The organism is Bradyrhizobium sp. USDA 3240, assembly GCF_054063295.1.
This window is the reverse complement of sequence record NZ_JBSSGD010000002.1, coordinates 1,779,112-1,805,764: the sequence shown is the minus strand read 5'-3', so window position 1 is coordinate 1,805,764 and position 26,653 is coordinate 1,779,112. Positions and strand designations below refer to the sequence as shown.

Here is a 26,653-nt window from a genome sequence, read left to right as displayed (position 1 = left end):
GCGACGCAGCCATCGCGCTTGACATCATCGGCCGCTCCCCATGTGATAGGGCCGAACGAAAACAAAAAATGCAGTGCACAATCTCTGGGGAGGGATTCATGCCGGTCAGGAAGGCCGCCCGCTGGCTCGCGGGTCTGTCTCTCGCGCTTGCGGCGTTGGGCGTGGTCGGTGCCGCGCATGCGCAGGACAAGAAGATCAAGATCGGCGTGATCTTCGATTTGACCGGTCCGCTGGCCGGCGGCGGCTCCGAGCTGCAATATACCGGCGTCAAGATCATGCTCGACCATTACGCCAAGACCGGTGTCGAGGGTTACAAGGTCGAGGCGGTCTATGCCGACGCGCAGAGCAAGCCGGATATTGCCATCAACGAGGCCGTCCGCCTGCTCGAGCAGGAAAAGGTCGATATGGTGATGGGCTTCTTCTCCTCGGCGCAATGCGTACCGGTGGCAGCGAGGGTCGACCAGATGAAGAAGTTCATGTGGATCACGACCTGCATCTCCTCGGGCGTGTTCGACGGCAAGAACTACAAATATGTGTTCCGTCCGCAGGCCGCAGGCAATCAGTACGGCATGATGACGACCGACTTCATCGCGCAATACTCCATGTCCAAGTTCGGCAAGGAGCCGAAGGACCTCCGTGTTGCCATCATCCATGAGGACGGCGCCTATGGCGTCGACGTCGCCAAGGGCAACGAGGCCGGTGCGAAGAAAGCCGGCTTCAACGTCGTGCTCAAGGAGGGCTATTCGGCGACTGCGCCCGATCTGTCGGCACTGGTCACCAAGCTCAAGCGCGCCAAGCCTGACGTGATCTTCCACACCGGCTACAATCCGGACATTACGCTCCTATTCCGCCAGGCGCGCGAGCAGGGGCTGAAGTTCGGCGCCATCGTCGGCCACGGCGCGGGCTACGGCGTCTATGAGAAGCTGAAGGAAGGCCTCGGCGCCGACGCCAATTATCTCTTCAACACCGACCCGATCTCGATCTGGCTCGCCAACCAGAGCGGCATGGATGCCAAGCTGCCGCCGGTTATCAAGATGGTCGGCGAGGAGTTCGACCGGCTGAAGCCCGGCGTGTCGATCCGCTCCGCCCATGTCGGCATCGGCGCGGCCAACGCCTATGTGTTCCTCGACGACGTGCTGCCGCGCGCGATCAAGAAGTATGGCGGCGTCGATCCGGATGCCCTGCGCAAGGCGGCACTCGACACCGACATTCCAGAGGGCGGCACCATGCTCGGTTACGGTGTGAAGTTCTACGGCGAGGGCGAGCAGTACGCCGGGCAGAACGCGCGCTCGTTCCCGGTGGTGCTGCAATATATCGATGACAAATCCTATGTGGTGTGGCCGAAGAGCCAGATGCAGCGCGAGACCGTGCTGCCGCTGCCGGCCGGCACCACCTACAGCTACAAATAGCTCGCTCGCGAAGGGGACGCCGTGCTCGCCGTCGAAGGCCTGGTCAAGCGGTTTGGCGGCTTTCGCGCCGTCAACAACGTGTCGTTCCGCGTCGAGCAGGGCGAGATCCTCGGCCTGATCGGCCCGAACGGCTCGGGCAAGAGCACGATCTTCAACATGCTCTCGGGCACCTTGCCGCCGACCGAGGGCTCGATCCTGTTCGACGGCCGCGAGATCGCGGGGCTTGCCCCGCACCGGATCATCGTCGGCGGCATCGGCCGCACCTTCCAGATCCCGCGGCCGTTTCATCGGCTGAGCATTTTCGAGAACGTCGTGCTCGCCGGCTTCTACGGCCAGGGTCGCCACAGCCGCAGCAAGGCCGAGGAGGCGGCCGAACGCGCGCTGGCGATGGTCGGCCTGCCGACCGATCGCCACGCCAGCGTCGAGGGCCTGGGCGCCGCCGGACTGAAGAAGCTCGAACTGGCCAAGGCGCTCGCCACGGGACCGAAATTGTTGTTGGCCGATGAAAGCCTCGGCGGGCTCGACGAAACCGAGATGGACCAGGCCGCCGACATGCTGCGCCGGATCCGCGACGAGCTCGGCATCACCATCATCTGGGTCGAGCACATCATGGGCGTCTTGATGCGGGTGGTCGATCGCGTGATGGTGCTGGATCACGGCGAGAAGATCGCCGAGGGCCTGCCGGCTGATGTCGCCGGCGATGCAAAAGTGATCGAGGTCTATCTCGGCACCGATGCGGATGCGAGCCTGGCTGCTGCCGTCGCCGAGCAGGCGCGCCGCCGGATCGGGGCGTGACCAGCATGCTGGAGCTCCGATCGATCGACGCGGGTTATGGCAGCTTCCAGGCGCTGTTCGACGTCAGCCTCGACGTCAAGGCGGGCGAGGCGGTCGGTGTGATCGGTCCGAACGGTGCCGGCAAGACCACCTTGATGCGTGTGATCTCCGGCCTGATCCGCCCGCGTAACGGCAAGATATCGATGGAGGGGGTCGACGTCGTCAGGACGCCGGCGCATCGCATCGTCAGCCTCGGGATTGCGCATGTGCCGGAGAACCGCAGGCTATTTCCGCGGCTCACCGTCGACGACAATCTGAAGATGGGCGCCTACATGCCCGGCGCCCGTGCGCACTACGCCGAGCGGCTCGATTTCGTGTTCGAGCTGTTCCCGCGCATGAAGGAGCGACGTCACCAGATGGCCGGCACCATGTCGGGCGGCGAGCAGCAGATGTGCGCGATCGGCCGCGCGCTGATGTCGAACCCGAAACTGCTGCTGCTCGACGAGCCCTCGGCCGGGCTCGCGCCGGTCGTGGTGCAGCAGGTGTTCGAGCTGGTCAAGCGCATCCGCGCCAGCGGGCTGACGGTGCTGATCGTGGAGCAGAACGTGCAGCAGGTGCTGCGCGTGGTCGACCGCGCCTATCTCCTGGAAGCCGGCAGCATCCGCGCCGCCGGCACGGCGGCGGAGCTCGCGGCCAGCGACACCATCAAGCAGGCGTATCTCGGGGTGTAGGATGATGACACTGGCGGGCAAGTGCGTTCACTCATTCTCCCGTCATCCTGAGGAGCCGCGAAGCGGCGTCTCGAAGGATGTACGGCCCGGCTGGCGGCCGTGCATCCTTCGAGGCTCGCTCCGCTCGCACCTCAGGATGACGGGTGTACTGGTTCACCTAGCTGACGACGTCACGGTGTAGGGCAGAACCGCCATGCAATCCTTCCTCGACATCTTCGACATCTACCTGCTGGAGGCCATCATCAACGGCATCCTGCTCGGCGGCGTGCTGGCGCTGCTGGCGCTCGGGCTGAACCTGATCTTCGGCGTCATCGACGTCACCTGGATCTGCTACGCCGAGCTCGTGATGATCGGCATGTACGGCATGTACTATCTCGTGCAGGTCTTTCATCTGCCGTACTGGGCCGCCGCGCCGCTCGTCATCCTGCTTGTGGCGCTGCTCGGCGCCGCGCTGCATTTCCTGGTCATCGCGCCGCTGTTGACGGCGCCGCCGATCAACCAGCTGCTCGCCACCGGCGGCGTGCTCTTCATCCTGCAGAGCTTCGCCACCGTCGCCTTCGGCATCGACTTCCGCAATCTCGGCATCCGCCTGCCGGTGCTGGCGCTCGGCGAGATGAATTTCAGCTACGCGCGACTATTATCGTTCGGCGCAGCGCTGGTCGGCATGGTCGGCGTCTATCTGTTCCTGACCCGCACCTTCACCGGCACCGCGATCCGCGCCATCGCGCAGGACCGCCAGATCATGCCGCTGATGGGCGTCGACCCCAGGCGCATCTATCTCGTCACCTCGGCGATCGGCGGCGGGCTCGCCGGGCTCGCGGCGTGCCTCTTGGTGCTCCAATATGACGTGCATCCGTTCGTCGGGTTGTCGTTCGGACCGATCACCTTCCTGATCTGTGTGCTCGGCGGTCTCGGCAATTTCATCGGCGGCTTCATTGCGGCCTTCGTGTTCGCCGAGATCATCTCGCTCGGCGGCCTGTTCTCCGATCTTGAATGGGGCTACGTGCTGGCCTTCGCCTTCTTCATCGTCATGATGTTCATCCGGCCCGCGGGCCTGCTCGCGAGGCGCTCGTGAACAGGCAGGCGGCCTTCTGGATCATCGCGCTGCTCGCACTCGTCGCGCTGCCTTTCGTGCATCGTGATCCCTATCACCTGCACGTGCTGGTGCTGATCCTGATCTGGTCGTTCGCCTATACGTCGTGGTCGATCATGGGCCGCTTCGGCCTGGTCTCGCTCGGCCATGGCGGCTTCATGGGCATCGGCGCCTATGTCACCGCGCTGCTGTGGAATCACCTCGGCGTCTCGCCCTGGATCGGCATCCCCCTGAGCATGGCGACCGCGGGTGTGCTCGCGCTGATCGTCGCCTATCCCTGCTTCCGCTTCCGCATCACCGGGCACTATTTCGTGCTGGTGACGCTGGCGCTGTCCGGCATCGTGCTGCAGGTCATCACCGCGACCCGCGACTATACCGGCGGCTCGCTCGGCTATACGCCGCAGCGCGCGCCGAGCGGCAAGGGGCTGTTCGCGCTGCAATTCGACGACAAGATAACCTGGTATCTGATCGCGCTCGCGGTCTGGGTCGCAGGCCTCGTGATCTGGCGCGCGATCGACCGCAGCATGATCCGCCACGCCATGGAGGCGATCTCGGAGGATGAGGATGCGGCGGCAGCCGCCGGCGTCAATGTCACCGCCGAGAAGCTCAAGGTCACGCTGATCAGTGCGCTGATGACCGCGCTCGCCGGTGCGCTCTACTGCCAGTACCAGATGTTCATCTCGCCGGACACCGTGAGCGGTATCGCGGTCTCCTTGCAGATGGTGTTCGCCGCGATCGTCGGCGGCGTCTATGTCGCGCTGGGACCGACGGTCGGCGCCATCATCACCATCGTGCTGGCCGAGGTGCTGCGCATCTCGTTCGGCACCAAGGCGGTCGGCTGGGACAATCTGGTCTATGGCGTGCTGCTGGTGCTGTTCATCATCTTCCTGCCCAAGGGCATTCTTGGTAGCGTGATCGACCGGATCAAATCGCCACGCAAGCCGTCGAGAGGCCATGAGCAGCAAACCGTCCCCATCGCTCGCCGATGAACTGAAACCCTTTGTCGCACCGTTCCGCTTCGACGGCGCAGGCGAATTTCGCCTGAAGTCGTATCCGACCGCCGAGAAGGGCGGCATCGACAAGGACGCCGGCGGCAAGATCATCGAGGCCAACCGCAAGCGGCTCAACGACTTCCAGGAGAAGCTCTACGCCCAGGACCGCTGGTCGCTGCTTCTGATCTTCCAGGGCATGGACGCCGCCGGCAAGGACAGTGCGATCAAGAGCGTGTTCGAGGGCGTCAATCCGCAGGGCTGCGAGGTCTCCTCGTTCAAGCAGCCCTCGGCCAAGGAACTCGACCACGACTTCATGTGGCGCGCCATGATCGCGCTGCCGGAGCGCGGCCACATCGGCATCTTCAACCGCTCCTATTACGAAGAATGCCTGGTGGTGCGGGTGCATCCCGAGGTGCTCGGCAAGCAGAAGCTCCCGAAGAAGCTGGTGACCAAGGACATCTGGCGCGAGCGCTTCGAGGACATTGCCGCGATCGAGCGCTATCTGTCGCGCAACGGCACCATGATCCTGAAATTCTTCCTGCATGTCTCCAAGGAGGAGCAGCGCCGGCGCTTCCTCGACCGGCTCGAGGAGCCGGCCAAGAACTGGAAGTTCTCGATGGCCGACGTCACCGAGCGCGCGCTGTGGGCCAAATACCAGGCGGCCTATCAGGACATGATCCACCACACCGCGACCGGGGATGCGCCCTGGCACATCGTCCCCGCCGACCACAAATGGTTCGCCCGCGTCGTGATCGGCTCGACCATCGTCAATGCGCTCGACAGGCTCGAGCTGAAATTCCCCGAGGTCGACAAGGCCGAACTGAGCGAATTCAAGCGCGTCCGCGGGGCGCTGGAAGCCGAAGGCAAGGGCGCAGTGGAAAACAAGGTGCCCGCGAAGAAGGAGGCGGTGAAAAAGTAGCGCCGCGTTTTTCTCTCGCTCGCGGGGCTTGCAAGATTTCGGAATAATAGAAAAATACTGCTGATTTGCCCGACGTGTCAAGCTGCCATGTCGAACGCCGGCAGCCGTCGGCTACTGTGCATGGGGTTGTTTTCGATATTTTGGCAATGCGCCCCTGCGACGGGGGAGGCAACCCTAGGCGGGTCCCTCGCCCCCGTACGGCATCAAGCACACCAGTCGCTAGCCCTTGCGCGAAGGCATCCAGGCGGACAGAAGATAGAAGCCGATCGCGACGATCAGGAGATAGCGGAAGCCGAGCAGGGTCGAGCACGACTCGGCGAGGCCGCCGATGACCGATCCCGCGATGTTGGATCCGAACGCCTGATCGGGATTGGCTTCGTCGCGGAACGAGCGGGCGAAGATCACGCCGGCGAAGAACATCGGGCCGAGCGCCAGCGCGCACGGGATCACGTAGCGCCAGACGATGCCGCCGCTGAGGAACGTGTCCAGCGGCACCAGCACCGAGACCGCCAGCAGCGCCAGCAGCCCGGCATAGTGCCGCGCCAGCCGGGTGGACGGCACCTTGATCACGTACAAATTGGCGGCGAGGATCAACAATAGCGCGGTGAAGAACACCGCCGAGTTGACCAGCCAGGTGCTGCCGAACAACAGCGCCATCTGCACGACTGCCTTGGTCTCGAGCAGCATGAACGCCGCGCCGAGGAAGAACATCCGGTTGTTGGGCCGCCAGGCGCCCTTCGGCTTGAACAGATAGACCAGGCCAAGCCCGAGCACGCCGAGCAGGATCATCGAGCGAACGGTCAGGTCGGGGATCAGCCTGCCGCTGACATAGAGGAACGGCCAGTCGTCGCTGGTCGATTGCTTGGCGCCTTCATTGTCGACCACCAGTTTCGCCGGCGCCAGCGGCACCCAGTCGCCGTGCTGGGCGGTTGCCTTGTCCTGTGGCTTCTCGAAGCCGTCGACCGCCAGATTCTCCGGCGGAATGCTGTTCAGCCAGAACTGGCCGCGGTCGCGGAACGCGGTGGAGATGCGCGGATTGCAGCCCGCGATGATGGTGGTGAAGCCGACCGCTTCGGACGAGGTCAGCGTTTCCTTGTAGGGCAGCGGCAGCACCAGCGGATCGCAGCCGAACACCTGCTTCGCCATCTCGGCGACGCGCTGCACGATCCAGCCCTGCCGATAGTAGTTGTACATCACGAAGACGCCGTCCTGCTTCAGCACGCGGCGGACGTCCTGGAACGCCTGTTCGGTGAACAGATAGCTTTCGAGGCGGATGTTGGCGTAGCCGCTGTGCAGGATCAGCGAGTCGACGAGCGCATACACCACCAGATCGTATTTGCGTTCGGTGGTGCGAAGGAAATGCCGGCCGTCGTCGAGATGCGGCACCACCCTCGGATCCTGATAGGGCTTGTCGGGATGGTTGTGGATGCCGATGTTCTGGATCACGGGATCGATCTCGACCGCATCGATGCGCTCCACGCCGAAGCGCAAGGCGTGGGCGAGGTCGTTGCCGGAGCCGGCGCCGATGATCATGACGTCCTTGAACGGCGCGCCGCCGCTGTGCTGCTGCAGCAGATGGATCAACGAATAGGACGAGCCGCGTTCGCTGAACGGCATCATTTCCTGATGGCCGATGCTGTTGACGGTGATCACGCCGTTCGATTTGTTGAGGTCGACGGCGTAGTAGGGCGACCAACGGATGTCGTGGCTGTCGGAGCGATCGGTGTAGTAGGCGGTAAATCCCACCACGACGATGATCGTCACGAGGCGCAGCAGTGACAGCGCCTTGTCCTGGTAGAGCAAATAGACGATGCCGGCGCAGCTGATCCCGAACCAGACCACCGGCGGCGCCTGTGCGAACGACAGCAGCGAGAACCCGACGATGCCCGCGAGGCTGCCGCCGATATTCAGCGAATAGCCGGCGACGCGGTTGGGGTAGGCGTCGAAGGCGCGGCCGAGCGTCTGGCCGAGGCCGACGAACATCAGCGCGATCAGCACGAAGAACAGCCCGGCGATCGCCTCGATCGGCACGACGAATTTGGCGAGATCCGGGTTGCGATACTCGGTGCCGAAAAACACTTCCTGCGGCGAGGCCTGATGGCCGACGTCGACCGCGAACTGGCCCCAGTTGGAATACAGCATCATGATCGTGGCCACGGCGGCGAAGGTCACGAGGGCGAGCCCCGGAAACAGCGCAAGCCAGTTGGTGGTCCGCCGCGCAGCAAGGCAGCCGCAGGACATGCCGAGGAAGGCCGCGAGCAGCACGATGTTGGTGAAGAATTGCAGGAACACGACCTTGGCCGAGAACCAGCGGATGCAGGCGAGTTCGAGGAACAGGATCAGGAATCCGACCAGGAAGAGATTGAAGCCGGCTTGGCGCTGATTGGGCCCATCGGCCAGGTTCGTCGTGGGCATGATCCTGATATCTCCTTAACCAACCAAAGGACGCGCCCTAATAGCCGGTCGCCGCCGGCACACTAGATGCAACCAGTTGAGCAAAGATTGATTTGCCCGGCCGCATACGTGTTGCGGTTGGCGCCGCAGCCACGCGAGGAGTCATGGTGTAGGAAAGGTTTCGCTGCGAGCGGGTCGCGCCCCGCCTTTTACCCCGGCGCCGATTGTCCATGTCAGGAACGAAAGGGGAGGGAGCCCTTCGGCAGCGCGTCCCTCACCGGTCGGCAGTGGCCGTCCTCACACCGCGGCTTCTCCAAACACCATCTGCCAGCCCTTGCGCGTATCCATGTATTCCCGCACCTGCTTGATGCGGCCCGCCTCGACCACGAACACGAAGCAATAGTCGTTGTCGTAGGGCCGGCCGCCCGGCAGCGTCGCGCGCATGCGCTCCTCGACGATCACGCAGTCGCCGTCGGCATGAACGGCACGGAACGCGATGTCGACCTCGGAGAACAGGCGGTGCATCTCGGTTGCGATGAAGCGGGCGATCGCATCCGCGCCGATCATGTGATCGGTGTGATCGAGCGCGACCGCGGTGGCGTTGCGGGCCGGCGCGATCCATTCGGCATCCGGTGCGAAGGCGGCAGCGATCAGGTCGGCGTCGCGGGTCCTGAACGTCTGCCAGGCGTTGAGGACGATTTCCTTGTTGGTTGGGCTCGTCATTGCGATGTCTCCAGGGGGTGATCGATCGGCTCGATCTAGGTCAGTGCTGCGGTTCGCGCTGGCCGGAATCGGACCTCATCACCGCAGGCCACTTTCCCTGATCGCGCGATGCGCTAGTGTCCGATCATGCTCAGCTTCGAGGTCTGCAACGCTGCGCGGCTGCGGCGCGACGCGCGCTATGATGGCCGCTTCTTCACCGCGGTGAAGACCACCCGGATCTATTGCCGCCCGGTCTGTCCGGTGAAGCATCCACTGCCGCGCAACGTCACCTACTACCCCACTGCCGCCGCGGCCGAGGCGGCGGGCTATCGGCCGTGCCTGCGCTGCCGTCCCGAAACCGCGCCGTTCTGTCCGGCCTGGAACGGCACCCGCTCCACGGTTGCGCGTGCGCTGAAGCTGATCGACGGCGGCGCGCTCGAGCGCGGCTCGGTTGCTGCGTTGGCCGACCGGCTCGGCATCACCTCGCGCCACCTCGGGCGGCTGTTCGAGCGCCATGTCGGCGCCAGCCCGCAGCAGGTCGCGACCACCCGCCGCGTGCAGCGCGCCAAGCGGCTGATCGACACCACCGACGATGCGATGACCGAGATCGCCTTCCGTGCCGGCTTCGGCAGCGTCCGCCGTTTCAACGCCGCCTTCGCCGGTCTCTACGGCCGCTCGCCGTCGAGCCTGCGCGCGTCCTCGCGCGGCCGGCGGTGAGGGGACAGGGCCGAGCCATGCGGCACGATAGGTCAACCCCGCTGACCATCTTTCCCCATTGCGGCAGCTTGCCATAATCGTCTAGAACGACGGCGTCCAAGCGCTCCCGGCAACCAACCGTCAACGGTTTTGCCCGAGGATTTCGGCGCTCAACAGGGTCTGGCAATGCTGATTCGCGGCCAAATCGATGGGATTTCGGGGGAGGTGGCCCAGGCTACCGCCACGTTCCCGGCCGCACGGCCCACCCTGCTTATTGGCGGCCTGCTTCTTACCTGCCCCTGAGGGCCGGCTGGGCATTTGCGCCTGGGCACTCAGGGGTTTGTACGAGATCACCGGACCCCGACAATCGCCCAGGTAATTGCTCAAGGAGCAACGAGACGGGCGCCAAGCTTAAAGGAATTTCTGACATGGCCACCGCTGATAAGTCCGATAAGGACCGCGTCATCATTTTCGACACCACCCTGCGCGACGGCGAGCAGTGCCCCGGCGCCACCATGACCTTCGAGGAGAAGCTCGAGGTCGCCGAGTTGCTGGACGATATGGGCGTCGACGTCATCGAGGCCGGCTTCCCGATCACCTCGGAAGGCGACTTCCAGGCGGTCAGCGAGATCGCCCGCCGCTCCAAGAACGCGGTCATCGCGGGCCTCTCCCGCGCCCATCCGGCCGACATCGACCGCTGCGCCGAAGCCGTCAAGTTCGCCCGCCGCGGCCGTGTCCACACCGTGATCGCGACTTCGCCGCTGCACATGCGCGTGAAGCTGAACAAGACCCCCGAGGAGGTCATCGAGACCTCGGTCGCGATGGTCGCCCGCGCCCGCAACCAGATCGACGACGTCGAATGGTCGGCCGAGGACGGCACCCGCAGCGAGATGGACTATCTGTGCCGGATCGTCGAAGCCGTGATCAAGGCCGGCGCCACCACGGTCAACATCCCCGACACCGTCGGCTACACGGTGCCGGAGGAATACACCCACTTCATGCGAACCTTGATCGAGCGGGTGCCGAATTCCGACAAGGCGATCTTCTCGGTCCATTGCCACAACGACCTCGGCATGGCGGTAGCGAATTCGCTGGCCGGCATCGTCGGCGGCGCGCGGCAGGTCGAATGCACCGTCAACGGCATCGGCGAGCGCGCCGGCAATGCCGCGTTGGAAGAGATCGTGATGGCGATCAATGTGCGGAACGACAAGTTTCCGTACTGGAACAAGATCGACACCACGCAGCTGACCCGCGCCTCGAAGGTGGTGTCGGCTGCCACCTCGTTCCCGGTGCAGTACAACAAGGCGATCGTCGGCCGCAACGCGTTCGCCCATGAGAGCGGCATCCATCAGGACGGCGTGCTGAAGGACGCCTCGACCTACGAGATCATGCGGCCCGAGATGGTCGGCCTGAAGCAGTCCTCGCTCGTGCTCGGCAAGCATTCCGGCCGCCACGCCTTCATCCACAAGCTGGAGGAGATGGGCTACAAGCTCGGCGCCAACCAGCTGGAGGATGCCTTTACACGGATGAAGGCGCTGGCCGACCGCAAGAAGGACATCTACGACGAGGACATCGAGGCGCTGGTCGACCAGGAGATGGCGGCCGCGCACGACCGCATCAAGCTGGCCTCGCTGACCGTGATCGCCGGTACCCATGGCCCGCAGCGCGCGACCATGAAGCTCGACGTCGACGGCCAGATCAAGATCGAGGAAGCCGAGGGCAACGGCCCGGTCGATGCCGTCTTCAACTGCATCAAGCGCCTGGTGCCGCACGAGGCCAAGCTGGAGCTCTACCAGGTTCACGCCGTGACCGAAGGCACCGACGCGCAGGCCGAAGTCTCGGTCCGCCTCGCCCACGAAGGCCGCTCGATGACCGCGCGTGCCGCCGATCCGGACACGCTGGTCGCGTCCGCAAAAGCCTATCTCGGCGCGCTGAACAAGATCGTGATGAAGCGCCAGCGCGACGTCCCGGCCGCCAAGGTCGTGGGCTGATCGACGCGAGCAGGATCGACAAGTTGAAACGCGGCGCTTTGGCGCCGCGTTTTTGTTTTGAGGCGCACGCATTCAAACCCGTCATCCTGAGGTGCGAGCTCTTGCGAGCCTCGAAGGATGAATCGGCCCCTACTGCTTCAGCACGTCGCGATCCCTTCGCGGAAGGACCCGCGCCGTCGCCCTTCGAGGCTCGCTTCGCTCGCACCTCAAGCGACAAGGGCGAAGCCTTTGCGCGGACGTGACGGGGAACAGAGCTTTCCCGTCATTGCGAACGCAGCGAAGCAATCCATCTCACGGCTTGCCGATGCATGGATTGCTTCGTCGCTCCGCTCCTCGCAATGACGGCTATGGGTGATCTGCTTGGGATAAAATCCGCCTTACTTGACCATTGTTGGAATCTCATCCCAACAATCCGCTTTATCCCGCACTGCTTTGGAATCTTCCGCGCCACCTCCAGCGCTACCCTGCGGTCTTCCCCGGGGACGCCGCCCATGCCGCTTGCCTCCATCGACGTCGACATCCCGCGCGCCGCCACGCCGGCGGAGACCGCGCTCACCCGCCGGGTCGATCTCACCACGCTCCGCCTGTTCGTCGCGGTCTGCGACGAGCAGAATCTCACCCGCGCCGCGCAGCGCGAGGGGATCGCGGCATCGGCAGTGTCGAAGCGGATGAATGATTTCGAGCTGGCGTTCGGCGTCACGCTGTTCAAGCGGCTCGCCAAGGGCATGGCGTTGACGCCGGCCGGCGAGGCGCTGCTGCATCACGCCCGGGTCACGCTGCTCAACGTCGAGAAGATCGCGGTCGAGCTGTCGGAATATTCGCAAGGCGTGCGCGGCCATGTCCGCATGCTCGCCAACCTCTCGGCGATCGTGCAGTATTTGCCCGAGGACCTCTCCGCCTTCTTCGCGGCGCACGAGCTGCTTCGCGTCGATCTGCAGGAGCGGCCGAGCGGGCAGGTGGTCCGCGGCATCGAGGAGGGCGCGGCCGAGATCGGCATCTGCTCGGCCGAGGCCGACAGCCGCGCGCTCGAAGCCTTCCATTATCGCTACGACAATCTGGTGGTGGTGATGCGGGGGGACCATCCGCTGGCCGGTCGCGAGAAATTGCTGTTCACCGAGACGCTCGATTTCGACCATATCGGCCTGCACACCGCGAGCTCGATCTATCTGCGTTCGCAATACGCGGCGACGCAGGCCGGCAAGACGATGCGGCTGCGCATCAACGTGCCCGGTTTCGATGCGGTCTGCCGCATGGTGCAGGCCAATATGGGCCTCGGCCTGATTCCGGATCGCGCCTTCGCGGTGGTCGGCGCCGGTATGGGCCTTCGTGCCATCCCGCTGCGTGACGATTGGGGGCGGCGCGAGCTGAAGATCGTGGTCCGCGATGCCGCGCGGCTTTCCGGGACCGGCCGCCTGATGCTGGACTATCTGCGCGCCGTCGAAACGGATCGGGTCGGGCGGGTCGGCTAGCGCTTCGATCGCCTACAGCCGGCGGAGCCTTGGCCAGCCGCCGCCTGGACTGAACGCAAAAGCGCGCGTGATCCGCTGATCCCCGATCGCGCCTTCGGCGTTGCATCAGCCTCATTATCTCCCTGCAAAATCTTCATGCCGCAGGGGCCTTCCGGTCGCTCCTTCGCGGGTTACGTATTGGACAACGATGCACTGCAGCGCAGTGCCGGTACGCATGATCAGCGACGCCGTTGGCACGCATCCGGCAACGCGACAGAGGGGACAGGAGCGCGACGATGACGAACACGATTTCCGGCATTCGAATCCCGGACAGCGAGATCGCGCGGGAGGCCGCCGAGCTGGTGCGGCAATACGAAACCGAGATGCTGTTCAATCACTCGGTTCGCGTGTTCGTGTTCGGCGCCCTCAAGGGCGTCAGGCAGAATCTGAAGTTCGACCCTGAATTGCTTTATGTCGCCGCGCTGTTTCATGACCTTGGTCTGGTCGATCACTTCCACACCGAGACCAAGCGGTTTGAAGTCGACGGCGCCGATGCGGCGCGCGCATTTCTCAGGAGCCACGGCATCCCCGAGCCGAAAGCCGATCTGGTGTGGGAAGCGATTGCGCTGCACACCACGCCCGGCATCCCGCAATACATGCGACCGGAAATCGCGCTCACTAATGCCGGCGTTCTGGTCGATGCCGTCGGCGTCGGCTACGACGACTACACGGCCGAACAGCGCGACAGCGTGATTGCCGCGTTTCCGCGCGGTGATTTCAAGAACGAGTTCATCGAGGTCCAGACCTGCTCGGCCCTGAAGAAGCCGCAGACCACGTTCGGCACGGTCAATTTCGATTTTGTCGCGGAGCGTGACCCCGCGTTTCACCGGCCGAACGCCTGCACCCGGATACGCAACACGCGGTGGCCCAGCTGAGCGGGGCGGCGGTCGTCATCCGCCGTCCAGCGCGGCGAGGCGATCGGCTTCCGCGATGTCTTCCACGGTGTTGGCATTGAAGAACGGGTCCAGCGGCTCGGTCGGCCATTCGACCGTGGCCAGCGGATAGCGCGCGGTCCAGCGATCGATCTTGCGCACATCCTCCTCGACCAGCGCATGGCGCAATTCGTTCCGCAGACGCACGCTCCACAGACCGATCACCGGATGCACTTGCCCGCCGGATGAGGCGACCGCGAGCTCGGCATTCTGCGCGGCGCGCGCCTGCTCAAGGCGTGCGACAAGATCGCGCGGAAGAAACGGGCAGTCGCCCGCCGCGCTCAGCACCCATTTCGCGTCCGGGCGGTTGGCCGCAGTCCAGTCGAGCGCGGCCAGGATGCCGGCGAGGGGGCCCGGATAATCGGCGACATCGTCGGCGACGACCGGAAGGCCGAAGGCGGCGAAGCGCGCGGGGTCGCCATTGGCGTTGATGATCAGCCCGCCGCATTGCGGGGCGAGACGGTCGATCACCCGCTGCAGAATGGTCCGGCCGGCGATCTTGCGCATCGGCTTGTCGCCGCCGCCCATCCGCCGCGCGAGGCCGCCGGCCAGCAGCACGCCCGGGATATCAGTCATTGTCGGCCTCGCCCTTGCGCTTGTGCCGCATCGATTCCTCTTCGACATAGTCGAGGTTCTGGTCGTAGACGATCCGCTCTTGGCCCGACAGCGCGATGAAGCGCTTGCCGCGGGCGCGGCCGACCAAGGTCAATCCGACCTGCCGCGCCAGATCGACGCCCCATGCGGTGAATCCGGAGCGGGAGACCAGGATCGGGATGCCCATCCGCACCGTCTTGATCACCATCTCCGAGGTGAGCCGTCCGGTGGTGTAAAGGATCTTGTCGGCCGGATCGACATTGTGGCGGTAGATCCAGCCCGCGATCTTGTCGACGGCGTTATGCCGGCCGACATCCTCGGTGTAGCAGACCGGGGTGCTCTCCTTGCACAGCACGCAGCCGTGAATGGCGCCGGCTTCCAGATAGAGCGACGGCATGGTGTTGATGGTGTGCGTCATCCGGTAGAGCCACGAGGTGCGCAGTTCGGCCTTCGGCAGCGCAACCTTCTCGACGGCCTCGAGCAGGTCGCCGAACGCCGTTCCCTGGGCGCAGCCCGAGGTCTGGGTGCGCTTCTTCAGCTTCGCCTCGAAATTGGTGTGGTGCGCGGTGCGGACCACCACCACCTGGAGATCGTCGTCATATTCGACCTCGGTGACGGCGTCGTCGTATTTGAGCATGTTCTGGTTCAGGAGGTAGCCGAGCGCGAGGTATTCGGGATAGTCGTTGATCGTCATCATCGTGACGATCTCCTGCGCATTGAGGTACAGCGTCAGCGGCCGCTCGACCGGTACCCTGATCTCGGTCGGCGCGCCGGTCTGATCGACGCCTGTGACGCGCTCCGTCAGCCGCGGGTCGTCCGGGTCAGGAACAATAAGGGGAGCGGTGGTCTTCTCGGTCACAGGGCGGCGTCCCAATGGGTTCACATGGCAACGGAGCTGGGGATATAAGCACGATCGGAGACGGACTGGCCACTTTCCGCCGGCTTGCGGGAACTGCCATGGACTCGTCAGGAACGGTCCGGCTTTGAGGACAACGCCGCAGTTCGCGATGTGGGTCGAACAAATCTTGTCGATGGCCGAGGACTGAGGACATCATGGCGCAGCTTTCCGACGACTGCTTCGCGTTCGGCGGACCGATGATGTCGGTCGACGAGGCCGTCGCGATCATCGCGTCGCGCGTCAAGCCTGTCGGCGAGACGGAAACCGTTGCCCTGGTCGACGCCGATGGACGCATCCTCAGCCAGGATGTCGCCGCACCGCTGCCGCTGCCGCCTTTCATGAATTCCGCCGTCGACGGCTACGCGGTGTCAGGTGCAGACCTGCCGGCGAGCGGCGAGCGCGCGTTTCCCGTTGCCGGCCGCGTGCAGGCGGGAGCGCCGGCAGCGCCCGCGCAGCCCGGCCGTGCGGTGCGGATCTTCACCGGTGCGCCGATGCCCGTGGGCACCGATACCGTGTTCATGCAGGAAGACGTGCGGATCGACGATGCGGGCAACGTGATCCTGCCGTCAGGCCTGAAGGCCGGCGCCAATGTGCGTCCGGCCGGCGAAGACATTGCGCGCGGCCATGTCGCGCTGGCGGCGGGCCGGCGGCTGCGCCCGCAGGACATCGCCGTTGCCGCGGCCTTCGGGCTCACCACGCTCGATGTGGTGCGGCGCCTGCGTGTCGGGGTGTTCTCGACCGGCGACGAGCTGGCCGCGCCGGGGAGCCCGCGCGCCGAAGCGCAGCTGTTCGATTCCAACCGCTTCATGCTGATCGCGATGTTGCGGCGGCTCGGTTGCGAGGTCGGCGATCTCGGCATCCTGCGCGACGAGCGCGCCGGGCTCGCCGCTGCGCTCAAGCAGGCCGCGCAACGCTACGACCTGATCCTGACCACCGGAGGCGTCTCGACCGGCGAAGAGGATCACGTCAAGGCAGGCATCGAACAGGCCGGCTCGCTGGTGCTATGGCGAATGGCGATCAAGCCGGGCCGCCCGGTGGCGATGGGGATCATCGACGGCACGCCGCTGATCGGCCTGCCGGGCAATCCGGTGGCGAGCTTCGTCACCTTTGTCCACGTCGTTCGGCCGACGGTGTTGGCGCTGTCGGGCGCCGTGCCGTCTGCCTTGCTGCCGATGCCGGTCCGGGGCGCCTTCAGCTACAAGAAGAAGAGCGGCCGCCGTGAATATGTCCGCGCCTCGCTGCGCCGGGCGGCGGACGGCGCGCTGGAGGCGACCAAGTTTCCCCGCGAAGGGGCCGGCCTGTTGTCGTCGCTGGTCGAGACGGATGGGCTGATCGAGCTCGGCGAAGCCATCGTGCGGGTCGAGCCGGGCGATACGGTCGGCTTTCTCGGCTACGCCGACCTGCTCTGAGGCCGCGAGATGCGGTCGCGATCGCGCGAGCCGGCCGCTCGCGTGATTGGGAATTCAGATCGATCGATAGGCAAACATTAACAACGGCCTGCGCGGCAACCCGACGCTGCTAGAGGCGTTCTAAATCTGCTTGCCTGTGGCATGCCAGAGAATAGAGTTGGGTTGAACCGGCGCAACTTGCGCAAAGCCGGGTTCCAAGGCGAGGTTTCATGAGTGGAGACGACGTTCACAAGGTCCGCGCGTTCGAGCATCCCGGAGCCGGCAGGAAGCGGGCGAAAGCCACGCCCAAGGGACGCCAGGTCGACCCCGCGGCCGCTCATGAGATCGAGGCGCTGCTCGCGGACCGGCCGAGGCGTCGCGACCTGCTGATCGAATACCTCCATCTGATCCAGGACAAATACCATCAGATCTCGGCGCAGCATCTTGCGGCGCTTGCCGACGAGATGAAGCTGTCATTCGCCGAAGTGTTCGAGACCGCGACCTTCTATGCGCATTTCGACATCGTGAAGGAAGGCGAGCCTGATATCGCGCCGCTCACCGTGCGGGTGTGCGATTCCCTCACCTGCGCGATGCTCGGCGGCGAGAAGCTGCTGAAGGATCTCCAGAGCCGCGCCGGCCCCGGCATCCGCGTCGTGCGGGCGCCGTGCGTCGGCCGATGCGACACCGCACCCGCTGCGGAGGTCGGCCACAACTTCATCGATCATGCGACGGTCAGCAACGTGCTCGCTGCGGCGAAGAGCGGCGACACCCATGTGCATCTCCCGCCTTACGTTGATTACGACGCCTATGTCGCCGACGGCGGATACCAGCTGCTGACGCGGCTGCGCTTGGGCGAGCTGCCGCGGGAAGACCTGTTGAAGGCGCTCGACGATGCCTCGCTGCGAGGTCTCGGCGGCGCCGGTTTCCCCACGGGGCGCAAGTGGCGCGCCGTGCTCGGCGAACCCGGTCCGCGGCTGATGGCGGTGAACGGCGACGAAGGCGAGCCCGGCACGATCAAGGACCGTTACTATCTCGAGCGCGATCCGCATCGCTTCCTCGAGGGCATGCTGATCGGCGCCCACGTGGTCGAGGCGCCGGAAGTCTACATCTACATCCGCGACGAGTACCCGGCCTGCCGCGAGATCCTCGCGCGCGAGATCGCAAAACTTCCACCCGGCGGTCCTGTGCTGCATCTGCGACGCGGCGCCGGCGCCTATATCTGCGGCGAGGAATCCTCGCTGCTGGAATCGATCGAGGGCAAGCGCGGCCTGCCGCGACACAAGCCGCCATATCCGTTCCAGGTCGGGCTGTTCGGCCTGCCGACGCTGATCAACAACATCGAGACGTTGTGGTGGGTGCGCGACATCGTCGAGAAGGGCGCCGACTGGTGGAAGAGCCACGGCCGCAACGAGCGCCACGGCCTGCGCAGCTTCTCGGTGTCGGGACGCGTCAAGGATCCCGGCGTCAAGCTCGCGCCCGCCGGCATCACCGTGCGCGAGCTGATCGACGAGTTCTGTGGCGGCATGGCCGACGGCCATACCTTGCAGGCCTATCTGCCGGGCGGCGCGTCCGGCGGCATCCTGCCGGCCTCGATGGACGACATCCCGCTCGATTTCGGCACCCTGGAGAAATACGGCTGCTTCATCGGCTCCGCTGCCGTCGTCGTGCTCTCGCAGGCCGATGACGTCAGGGACGCCGCGCTCAACCTGATGAAGTTCTTCGAGGACGAGAGCTGCGGGCAATGCACGCCCTGCCGCGCCGGAACCGAGAAGGCGGCACTCTTGATGCAGCAACGGGTCTGGAACAAGGAGCTGCTCGACCAATTGAGCCAGGCGATGCGCGATGCATCGATCTGTGGCCTCGGTCAGGCGGCCTCCAATCCGCTGACCTCAGTGATCAAATATTTTCCGGACGGGTTTCGTCCGCAGCAAGCCGCCGAATAGGCGGACCAAGCAGGCGAACTTCGACGAGGATTTTGAATGAGCAACGATCACAACTCCGGCCCAACGATCCAGTTCGAGCTCGACGGCCATCAGGTCGAAGCGCGGGCCGGCGAAACGATCTGGCAGGTCGCCAAGCGCCAGGGCACCGAGATCCCGCATCTCTGCTATTCGCCCGCGCCCGATTATCGGCCGGATGGCAATTGCCGCGCCTGCATGGTCGAGATCGAAGGCGAGCGCGTGCTGGCGGCGTCCTGCAAGCGGACGCCTTCGGTCGGCATGAAAGTGAAGTCGGCCAGCCAGCGCGCCGTCGCGGCGCAGAAGATGGTGATGGAGCTGCTCGTCGCCGACCAGCCGGCGCGCGAGACCTCGCACGATCCGGACTCGAAGTTCTGGCACTGGGCCGAGAAGACCGGCGTCACCGAAAGCCGCTTCCCTGCCACGGAACGCTGGCACGCCGACAGCAGCCATCCGGCGATGCGCGTCAATCTCGACGCCTGCATCCAGTGCGGCCTGTGCGTGCGGGCGTGCCGTGAAGTGCAGGTCAACGACGTGATCGGCATGGCTTATCGTAGTCACGGCTCGAAGATCGTGTTCGACTTCGACGATCCGATGGGAGAATCGACCTGCGTCGCCTGCGGCGAATGCGTCCAGGCGTGTCCGACCGGCGCGCTGATGCCGGCTGTCATGCTCGACGACAAGCAAACGCGCGTCGTCTATCCCGACCGCAAGGTGGACTCGCTGTGCCCGTATTGCGGCGTCGGCTGTCAGGTCACCTACGAGGTCAAGGACGAGAAGGTGATCTACGCGGAAGGCCGTGACGGTCCCGCCAATCACAACCGGCTCTGCGTCAAGGGCCGCTTCGGCTTCGACTACATCCATCATCCGAACCGGCTGACCAAGCCGCTGGTGCGGCTGCCGGGCGTGAAGAAGGATGCCAACGACCAGGTCGATCCGGCCAATCCCTACACCCATTTCCGCGAGGCATCCTGGGAAGAGGCGCTCGATCTTGCCGCGGCGGGCTTGAAGAAAATCCGCGACGAGAAGGGCGCCAAGGCGCTCGCCGGGTTCGGCTCGGCCAAGGGCTCGAACGAGGAAGCCTATCTGTTCCAGAAGCTGGTCCGCACCGGCTTCGGCTCCAACAATGTCGATCACTGCACGCGGCTGTGTCACGCCTCGTCGGTGGCGGCCTTGTTCGAGGGACTGAGCTCGGGCGCGGTGTCGGCGCCGTTCTCGGCCGCCGCCGACGCCGAGGTGATCTGGGTGATCGGCGCCAATCCGACCGTGAACCATCCGGTCGCCGCGACCTTCATCAAGAACGCCGCCAAGCGCGGCGCCAAGCTGTACGTGATGGATCCGCGGCGGCAGACGCTGTCGCGCCACGCCACGCAGCACCTCGCCTTCAAGCCGGGTAGCGACGTCGCGATGCTGAACGCGATGATCCACACGATCATCACCGAAGGCCTGACCGACGAGCAGTACATCGCCGGCTATACCGAGGGCTATGACGAGCTGAAGGCGAAGATCCAGGAGTTCACGCCGGAGCGCATGTCTCAGATCTGCGGCATTCCCGCCGAGACGCTGCGCGAGGTGGCGCGTGCCTACGCCCGTGCCAAATCGTCGATCATCTTCTGGGGCATGGGCATCAGCCAGCATGTCCACGGCACCGACAATGCGCGCTGCCTGATCGCACTCGCTTTGATCACCGGTCAGGTCGGCCGCCCCGGCACCGGGCTGCATCCGCTGCGCGGCCAGAACAACGTGCAGGGCGCCTCCGACGCCGGCCTGATCCCGATGTTCCTGCCGGACTATCAGCCGGTCGGCCGCGACGACATGCGCGGCGCGTTCGAGAAGCTGTGGGGGCAAGAGCTCGATCCGGTGCGCGGGCTGACGGTGGTCGAGATCATGAACGCGATCCATGCCGGCGAAATCCACGGCATGTATGTCGAGGGCGAAAACCCCGCGATGTCAGATCCGGATCTCCAGCACGCGCGCCAGGCGCTGGCCAAGCTCGATCATCTCGTCGTGCAGGACCTGTTCGTCACTGAGACGGCGTTCCATGCCGATGTCATCCTGCCGGCTTCGGCGTTCGCCGAGAAATCCGGCTCCTTCACCAACACCGACCGCCGCGTGCAGCTGGCGCGCGAGGTGATCAAGCCGCCGGGCGACGCGCGGCAGGATCTCTGGATCATCCAGGAAATTGCCAAGCGGATGGGATTGCCCTGGAATTACGCCGGGCCGGGCGAGGTCTTCACCGAGATGGCGCAATTGATGCCGTCGCTGAAGAACATCACCTGGGAGCGGCTGGTCCGTGAGGGCGCGGTGACCTATCCGGTCGACGATCCCGACAAGCCGGGCAATGAGATCATCTTCACCACCGGTTTCCCGACCGAGAGCGGCCGCGGCAAGATCGTGCCGGCCAAGGTGATCCCGCCGGATGAACTGCCCGACGACGAGTACCCGATGGTGCTGTCGACCGGGCGCGTGCTCGAACACTGGCACACCGGCTCGATGACGCGCCGTGCCCAAGTGCTCGACCAGATCGAGCCCGAAGCGGTCGCATTCATGACGCCGAAGGACATGCGCAAGAAGGGGCTCGCGCCCGGCGACTTCATCCGCCTCGAGACGCGCCGCGGCGCGGTCGAGGTCAAGGTGCGCGCCGACCGCGACGTGCCCGAGAACATGGTCTTCATGCCGTTCTGCTACGCGGAAGCGGCGGCGAATTTGCTGACCAACCCGGCGCTCGATCCGTTCGGAAAGATTCCGGAGTTCAAGTTCTGCGCCGTCCGCGCCGAGAAGATCGATATCCGGACGGCGGCGGAATAGCCGTCTGGGCCACAACAAACGCAACGCGGCGACGCCAACCCGCAGGGAGATCAGCATGCGAACGATCATCGTCGGAGCCCTTTGCGCCATCGCAATGGTCGCGAGCGCACACGCCGCAGTCAAGGAAGAGCCGGTCACCTATAACGACGGCGAGACCACGATGAAGGGCTTCGTCGTTTATGACGACGCGACCCAGGCCAAGCGGCCCGGCATCGTGATGGTGCACGAATGGTGGGGCATCACCCCGCATATCCACAACGAGGCGCGGAAGTTCGCCGAGCAGGGCTACACAGCCTTCATTGCGGACATGTACGGCGACGCCAAGACCGCTGACAACCCGAAGGACGCCGGCGCGCTCGCAGGCTCGGTGATGAAGGATGCGAAGGTGATGGAGCAGCGCTTCAACGCCGCGCGCGAGCAGCTCGCCAAGCAGGCTTCGGTCAATCCGCAGCGGATCGGCGCGGTCGGTTACTGCTTCGGCGGCGCGGTGGTGCTGAACATGGCGCGCACCGGCGCCGATCTCGCCGCCGTTGCGGGCTTTCACGCTTCGCTCGGACTCAATACGCCCGCACCGGCGCCGGGTACCGTCAAGGCGAAGATCTTGATTCTGAACGGCGCGGACGACCCGTTCGTGAAGCGCGAGCAGTACGATGCGCTGAAGAAGGATTTCGACGTAGCGAAGGCCGATTACCGGATCATCGAGTATCCGGGCGCCGTGCACGCATTCACGAACCCTGAAGCGACCGAACTCGGCAAGAAGTTCAACCTGCCGCTCCGGTACGACGCCAAGGCCGATCAGGAATCGAAGGCCGAGGCGGCCAAGCTGTTCGCCGCAAGCCTTCAGAAATGAGCAGACGGGCCGCCGACAGGGTGCCGCAGCATTGACGACGGCAAGCACCGATACGCCGGACACGATCAGGGTCATCATTTCCGGCGGCTTCGCAGCGGTCTATCGGGAAGTCCTGCCCGAATTCGAGCGCAACACCGGCATCAAGGTGGAAACCGGATCCGGTGCATCGGAGGGCACTGGTCCGAAAACGATCAGGCATCAGCTCGCGCACGGCATCAAAGCGGACGTCGTGATCCTGTCGCGAGAGGGACTTCGCACGCTGAACGAAGACGGGCGGATTCGTGCGGGATCCGACGCCGGCCTCGCGACGGCGCCTTTGGCGGCCGCGGTTCGCTCAGGCGCTCCGAAGCCGGACATCGGCAAGCCTGTCGCGCTGAGGCAGGCTTTGATCGATGCGGGCCAGGTGGTGGCGCCAAGCAGCACGAGTGGACAATTCTTCCGCGACAACGTCTGCCCTAGGCTGAACCTGCCGGACACGGTGCGGCTCACCCTCGAGGCGCGTGGAACCGAGGCCGCCGAAGCGCTGCGCGCGGGCAAGGCAAATTGCTCGATTGGGCCGACCAGCGAACTGGTTCAGGAGACCGGCATCGAGGTTGTCGGTCTGCTGCCTCCGGATCTCCAGCTTGTGCAGACCTTCACGGCCGCGATCGTCAGCGACCCAAAATCGTCTGACGCAGCCAGGCGCCTGATCGATTTCCTTTCCTCGGATACCGCTATCTTGCGCGCGGCCATCAAGCGGGCGGGCATGGAGCGGCCGCGCGGATAGGCAGCCCTTGCGCTGACGTCCAGCGCTCACCTTCTTGGTAATGAGCCGCCGATGCATCTCATCGTACCGCTGACCGCGGCGCGGCTCAGCGAGCCCCGGCACCGGGCGCCACGTTGAGCGGCGCGCCACCGGTCGAAATCGGACCTGCCGGTTTCGGCGCCCGAACCGGCGGCGGCTTTCGGGGCTTCGGGGCAGCCTGTGCGACCGGTGCTGCACGCGGCTGGTCGGCCGCTGCCGTGGCCGGCAGTGGCACGGGAGCCGGAGCGGGACGCTGGAGCGCATCGACCTTCGATGTCAGGGCCGCCAGCTGGTCGACGACGGTCTTCAGCTGCTTCTGCTGGTCCGCCACCGACTTGCCGAGTGCGCCGATGTCATCCTCGAGCTTCTGCTGGGTCGCGAGCAGATCCGGCAACGTCTCCTTGTCGCCTGCTGCCACTCTGTCGCTGGCCGCAGCGCTGCCCAGGGACGGGACCAGCGGCGCGATCTGGGGCCAGGCGTAGACGCCCCCGGCGCCCGCACAGGCGATGATGACGATCAGCAGGAACCACGGCCAGCGGCGGCGAGTGGCGGGAATCGGGCTTGACGGCGCATGGGGCTGCCATGCCTGATCGGAATCGTTGGTCACCCATGCTTCCTAGTCTGCTTCGGCAGCTGTTGCAATCGATGCCGAGTCTGACCACTTTGGCAGCTATGTCCCCCTCGTCCGGAGCCCCATTGGCGCCCACGCACACGTCCCAACTTCTTGAGGAACTCGTCGCTCAAGCACCGGACGGCCCCGTCGATCTCGAATGGCTCCTCAGCAACCTGGATAAGCGGTCGTTCGGCCTGCTCCTGCTGCTTCTGGGGCTGCTGGTGATCATCCCCGGCGTTGCGACGGTTGCGACGCTGGCGCTGCTGTTTCCGGCGGTCGAGATGATGCGTGGCCGCAGCGCGCCGTCGTTTCCGCGTTTCCTGTCGAAGCGGCAGTTCGACTTCAAGCGCTTCAAGCGGTTCACCGTCCTGGTCCGTCCGATGCTGCAAGCGATCGAGCGCATCAGCCGGCCGCGCTGGGACGCGCGTCGCGACGTGATCGACCGCCTCGTCGGACTGGTCGTGTTTCTGCTGGCCTTCTCGGCAGGCTGGCCGCTGCCTCTGGTCAACGTCATTCCGGGAATGGTGGTCGTCCTGATCGCAGTCGCCTACCTGCAGGAGGACGGCCTGCTGCTGACGATTGCGATGGCGGCGGCGATGATCTGCCTGCTTGGGCTCGGATGGACGCTCTGGGCAACGTTCGGAGCGGTGATGAACTGGATGGGGCTGTGACACCAGACGGTTAGGGCAGTTCGATGTCCCGACTTCAGGGGTCGACATCTCGCGCCGGCATGTTCATGATCTCGCCGGACGTCGCGGCAAACAGCGACGCGAATGGGGAGAACACATGCGTTGCATCACGCTCGCGGCCGTCGCCGCGCTCAGCCTTGTTTCCACGTCGGCGGTTCTTTCTGCCGACAAGAAATACGATCCCGGCGCCAGCGATACCGAAATCAAGATCGGGCAGACCATGCCTTACAGCGGTCCGGCTTCGGCGTATGGCACGCAGGGCAGGGCCGAGGCCGCATACTGGAAGATGATCAACAGCCAGGGCGGAATCAACGGCCGGAAGATCACGCTGCTGAGCATGGACGACGGCTATAGCCCGCCGAAGACGGTGGAGCAGACGCGCAAGCTCGTGGAGCAGGATGAGATCCTTGCCAATATCGGCTCACTGGGTACGCCGACAAACTCGTCGATCCAAAAATATTTGAACGGCAAGAAGATCCCACATCTGTTGATCTCCACCGGGGCCTCCAAGTGGAACGATCCGAAGGAATTCCCCTGGACCACGCCGTTCTATCCGCCCTATGCGCAGGAAGCGAAGATCTACGCCAAGTACATCCTCAAGGAGCTGCCCAACGCGAAGATCGGCGTGATCTACCAGAATGACGACTTCGGCAAGGACTATCTGAAGGGCTTCAAGGAGGGCTTGGGAGCGAAGGCCGGTCTCATCGTCAAGGAGCTCAGCTACGAGGTGACCGATCCCACGATCGATTCCCAGATCGTGAATCTAAAGGCTGCGGGCGCCGACGTGCTGATGACGATCACGACGCCGAAATTCGGCGCGCAGGCGATCCGCAAGGTTGCCGATCTCGGCTGGAAGCCGACGCACTTCATCGTCTCCGTCGCGAGCTCGATTGGCGGTGTGCTCGAGCCTGCAGGCCTCGAAGCATCCACCGGCCTCATGACGGCGCTGGCGACCAAGGTGGTGGGCGACCCCGCATGGGACACCGACAAGGGCGTGCAGGACTATCTCGCATTCATGAAGCAGTGGTATCCGGAAGGCAATCCGATCGATGGCAGCAACCAGATCGGTTATCTGTCGGCGCAGTTCACGGCTATCATCCTGAAGAACTGCGGCGACGTGCTGACGCGCGAGAACCTGTTGAGGCAGGCCACCAACCTGAGCAAGGTCTCGCTGCCGCTCTTGCTGCCGGGCATCACGGTCTCGGTGTCGCCGACCGACTATTCCACCTTCGACACGTTCAAGCTCGCGAAGTTCGACGGCAAGACATGGAAGTTCTTTGGCGAGAACATCAGCACCGCGTCGCGCTGAGGACCAGCCGAGAGGCGGCCCTGCTGTCCGGCATCCATGGACGCAGCAAAGTTCGCTGCGTCCATGCGAGCGCGTTGCCTAGCGCGGATGTCTGGATCGCTTGAGCTCGGCGACCTGAAACTTCCCGGCGGCGGACAGGCTGCTGCAAACCCAGTAAGCTCGATTTCGGTAATCGCCCAGGAACACCTTGGTCTCGACGCAATCCACGTAGGATTTGTAGGTGAGGTTGTCTCGGCACGTTGCCGAGAACGGTCCATATGTCTGTCCGCCGCCCGACTCGCTACACCCAACCCAGGGGTCTTTGCCGTGGGGAAGGCTGGATTCGCAGCCACCGTTGCAGTTGCTGGCGACCTTCTCCAGACTGGCGATCCTCCCCAAGACTGTATCCGGCGCAGGCGACGGCGTTCGCGCGCCTTGGGATGACGAGTGACCGGCCAGCGATGTCCGGCGAGCAGCCACTCGGCTGCTTGCGACTTCCTTCGGCCTGATTGGCCTTGCCGCCGGCTTCGGCGCGTCGACCGTGATGGAGGGAAGCGGGGCGCTGGAGCCTGTCGCGGTTTGCGACGCAGCAGGGCCGCACAGCAAGACAGTTGACAGGAAAGCGACGGCGGTGGGCGCGAC

Annotated in this window: 22 protein-coding genes; 17 read left to right on the top strand and 5 right to left on the bottom strand. The window is 64.8% G+C overall.

The features are described from left to right. The first annotated feature begins 98 nt into the window (after positions 1-98). The 6 genes from ACVIGA_RS09340 (at position 99) to ACVIGA_RS09315 (ending at position 5,918) form a co-directional block, all read left to right on the top strand. Positions 99-1,409 carry an ABC transporter substrate-binding protein gene (locus ACVIGA_RS09340; RefSeq protein ID WP_456666156.1) on the top strand — a complete coding sequence of 437 codons (1,311 nt, stop codon included), beginning with the start codon at positions 99-101 and terminating at the stop codon, positions 1,407-1,409. A gap of 21 nt (positions 1,410-1,430) precedes the next feature. Further along, a complete protein-coding gene (locus tag ACVIGA_RS09335) occupies positions 1,431-2,204 on the top strand; it encodes an ABC transporter ATP-binding protein (RefSeq protein WP_375776059.1) in 774 nt (257 codons plus the stop codon). A 5-nt stretch (positions 2,205-2,209) separates the two neighbouring features. Beyond that, positions 2,210-2,914 (top strand): ABC transporter ATP-binding protein, encoded by a 705-nt coding sequence (locus tag ACVIGA_RS09330; RefSeq protein ID WP_456670772.1) that lies wholly within the window; start codon positions 2,210-2,212, stop codon positions 2,912-2,914. Between the two features lie 193 nt (positions 2,915-3,107). Further along, positions 3,108-3,989, top strand: a complete 882-nt coding sequence (locus tag ACVIGA_RS09325; RefSeq protein WP_456666155.1) for a branched-chain amino acid ABC transporter permease — start codon at positions 3,108-3,110, stop codon at positions 3,987-3,989. Then, complete coding sequence (locus tag ACVIGA_RS09320) at positions 3,986-4,996, top strand: branched-chain amino acid ABC transporter permease (RefSeq protein WP_375776057.1); 1,011 nt, start codon at positions 3,986-3,988, stop codon at positions 4,994-4,996. The genes ACVIGA_RS09325 and ACVIGA_RS09320 overlap by 4 nt, the downstream gene beginning before the upstream one ends. Further along, on the top strand, positions 4,962-5,918 hold the full coding sequence (locus ACVIGA_RS09315) for a polyphosphate kinase 2 family protein (protein WP_456666154.1): 957 nt from the start codon (positions 4,962-4,964) through the stop codon (positions 5,916-5,918). The genes ACVIGA_RS09320 and ACVIGA_RS09315 overlap by 35 nt, the downstream gene beginning before the upstream one ends. A gap of 219 nt (positions 5,919-6,137) precedes the next feature. Here ACVIGA_RS09315 and ACVIGA_RS09310 read toward each other — a convergent pair whose 3' ends face one another. Both ACVIGA_RS09310 and ACVIGA_RS09305 read right to left on the bottom strand, forming a co-directional pair. Then, on the bottom strand, positions 6,138-8,333 hold the full coding sequence (locus ACVIGA_RS09310; protein WP_375776055.1) for a spermidine synthase: 2,196 nt from the start codon (positions 8,331-8,333) through the stop codon (positions 6,138-6,140). 276 nt (positions 8,334-8,609) lie between these two features. Further along, positions 8,610-9,035 (bottom strand): nuclear transport factor 2 family protein, encoded by a 426-nt coding sequence (locus ACVIGA_RS09305; protein WP_456666153.1) that lies wholly within the window; start codon positions 9,033-9,035, stop codon positions 8,610-8,612. 126 nt (positions 9,036-9,161) lie between these two features. On the opposite strand from ACVIGA_RS09305, the gene ACVIGA_RS09300 reads away from it, so the two are divergent. From ACVIGA_RS09300 to ACVIGA_RS09285, 4 genes are all read left to right on the top strand, one after another. After that, the gene (locus ACVIGA_RS09300; protein ID WP_212310436.1) at positions 9,162-9,731 is read left to right on the top strand and encodes a bifunctional transcriptional activator/DNA repair enzyme AdaA; all 570 of its coding nucleotides are present in this window, start codon (positions 9,162-9,164) and stop codon (positions 9,729-9,731) included. A 407-nt stretch (positions 9,732-10,138) separates the two neighbouring features. Continuing rightward, positions 10,139-11,701 (top strand): 2-isopropylmalate synthase, encoded by a 1,563-nt coding sequence (locus ACVIGA_RS09295; RefSeq protein WP_223975611.1) that lies wholly within the window; start codon positions 10,139-10,141, stop codon positions 11,699-11,701. A 491-nt stretch (positions 11,702-12,192) separates the two neighbouring features. Continuing rightward, positions 12,193-13,170 (top strand): LysR family transcriptional regulator, encoded by a 978-nt coding sequence (locus ACVIGA_RS09290; protein WP_456666152.1) that lies wholly within the window; start codon positions 12,193-12,195, stop codon positions 13,168-13,170. 275 nt (positions 13,171-13,445) lie between these two features. Beyond that, positions 13,446-14,084 (top strand): HD domain-containing protein, encoded by a 639-nt coding sequence (locus ACVIGA_RS09285; protein ID WP_456666151.1) that lies wholly within the window; start codon positions 13,446-13,448, stop codon positions 14,082-14,084. Between the two features lie 15 nt (positions 14,085-14,099). Here the strand turns inward: ACVIGA_RS09285 and mobA are convergent, their stop codons facing one another. Continuing rightward, entirely contained in the window at positions 14,100-14,717 is a 618-nt protein-coding gene (gene mobA, locus ACVIGA_RS09280; RefSeq protein ID WP_456666150.1) for a molybdenum cofactor guanylyltransferase MobA, read from the bottom strand. Beyond that, a complete protein-coding gene (locus ACVIGA_RS09275) occupies positions 14,710-15,594 on the bottom strand; it encodes a formate dehydrogenase accessory sulfurtransferase FdhD (RefSeq protein ID WP_456666149.1) in 885 nt (294 codons plus the stop codon). The genes mobA and ACVIGA_RS09275 overlap by 8 nt, the downstream gene beginning before the upstream one ends. 194 nt (positions 15,595-15,788) lie before the next feature. Between ACVIGA_RS09275 and ACVIGA_RS09270 the strand changes: the two genes are divergently transcribed. From ACVIGA_RS09270 to ACVIGA_RS09250, 5 genes are all read left to right on the top strand, one after another. Further along, positions 15,789-17,042 carry a molybdopterin molybdotransferase MoeA gene (locus ACVIGA_RS09270; protein WP_456666148.1) on the top strand — a complete coding sequence of 418 codons (1,254 nt, stop codon included), beginning with the start codon at positions 15,789-15,791 and terminating at the stop codon, positions 17,040-17,042. 209 nt (positions 17,043-17,251) lie between these two features. After that, a complete protein-coding gene (locus tag ACVIGA_RS09265; protein WP_456666147.1) occupies positions 17,252-18,964 on the top strand; it encodes an NADH-ubiquinone oxidoreductase-F iron-sulfur binding region domain-containing protein in 1,713 nt (570 codons plus the stop codon). Positions 18,965-19,000: 36 nt separating this feature from the next. Further along, positions 19,001-21,787 (top strand): formate dehydrogenase subunit alpha, encoded by a 2,787-nt coding sequence (gene fdhF, locus ACVIGA_RS09260; RefSeq protein ID WP_456666146.1) that lies wholly within the window; start codon positions 19,001-19,003, stop codon positions 21,785-21,787. 55 nt (positions 21,788-21,842) lie between these two features. Next, positions 21,843-22,637: a dienelactone hydrolase family protein gene (locus ACVIGA_RS09255; protein WP_456666145.1), complete on the top strand. Its 795-nt coding sequence runs from the start codon at positions 21,843-21,845 to the stop codon at positions 22,635-22,637. Positions 22,638-22,668: 31 nt separating this feature from the next. Next, positions 22,669-23,403, top strand: a complete 735-nt coding sequence (locus ACVIGA_RS09250; protein ID WP_456666144.1) for a substrate-binding domain-containing protein — start codon at positions 22,669-22,671, stop codon at positions 23,401-23,403. Between the two features lie 85 nt (positions 23,404-23,488). On the opposite strand, the gene ACVIGA_RS09245 is transcribed toward ACVIGA_RS09250, so the two are convergent. Further along, complete coding sequence (locus tag ACVIGA_RS09245) at positions 23,489-24,028, bottom strand: hypothetical protein (protein ID WP_456666143.1); 540 nt, start codon at positions 24,026-24,028, stop codon at positions 23,489-23,491. Positions 24,029-24,117: 89 nt separating this feature from the next. Between ACVIGA_RS09245 and ACVIGA_RS09240 the strand changes: the two genes are divergently transcribed. Continuing rightward, positions 24,118-24,705, top strand: a complete 588-nt coding sequence (locus ACVIGA_RS09240; protein ID WP_456666142.1) for an exopolysaccharide biosynthesis protein — start codon at positions 24,118-24,120, stop codon at positions 24,703-24,705. A gap of 115 nt (positions 24,706-24,820) precedes the next feature. After that, positions 24,821-26,032 (top strand): ABC transporter substrate-binding protein, encoded by a 1,212-nt coding sequence (locus ACVIGA_RS09235; protein ID WP_456666141.1) that lies wholly within the window; start codon positions 24,821-24,823, stop codon positions 26,030-26,032. Positions 26,033-26,653 lie beyond the last annotated feature (621 nt).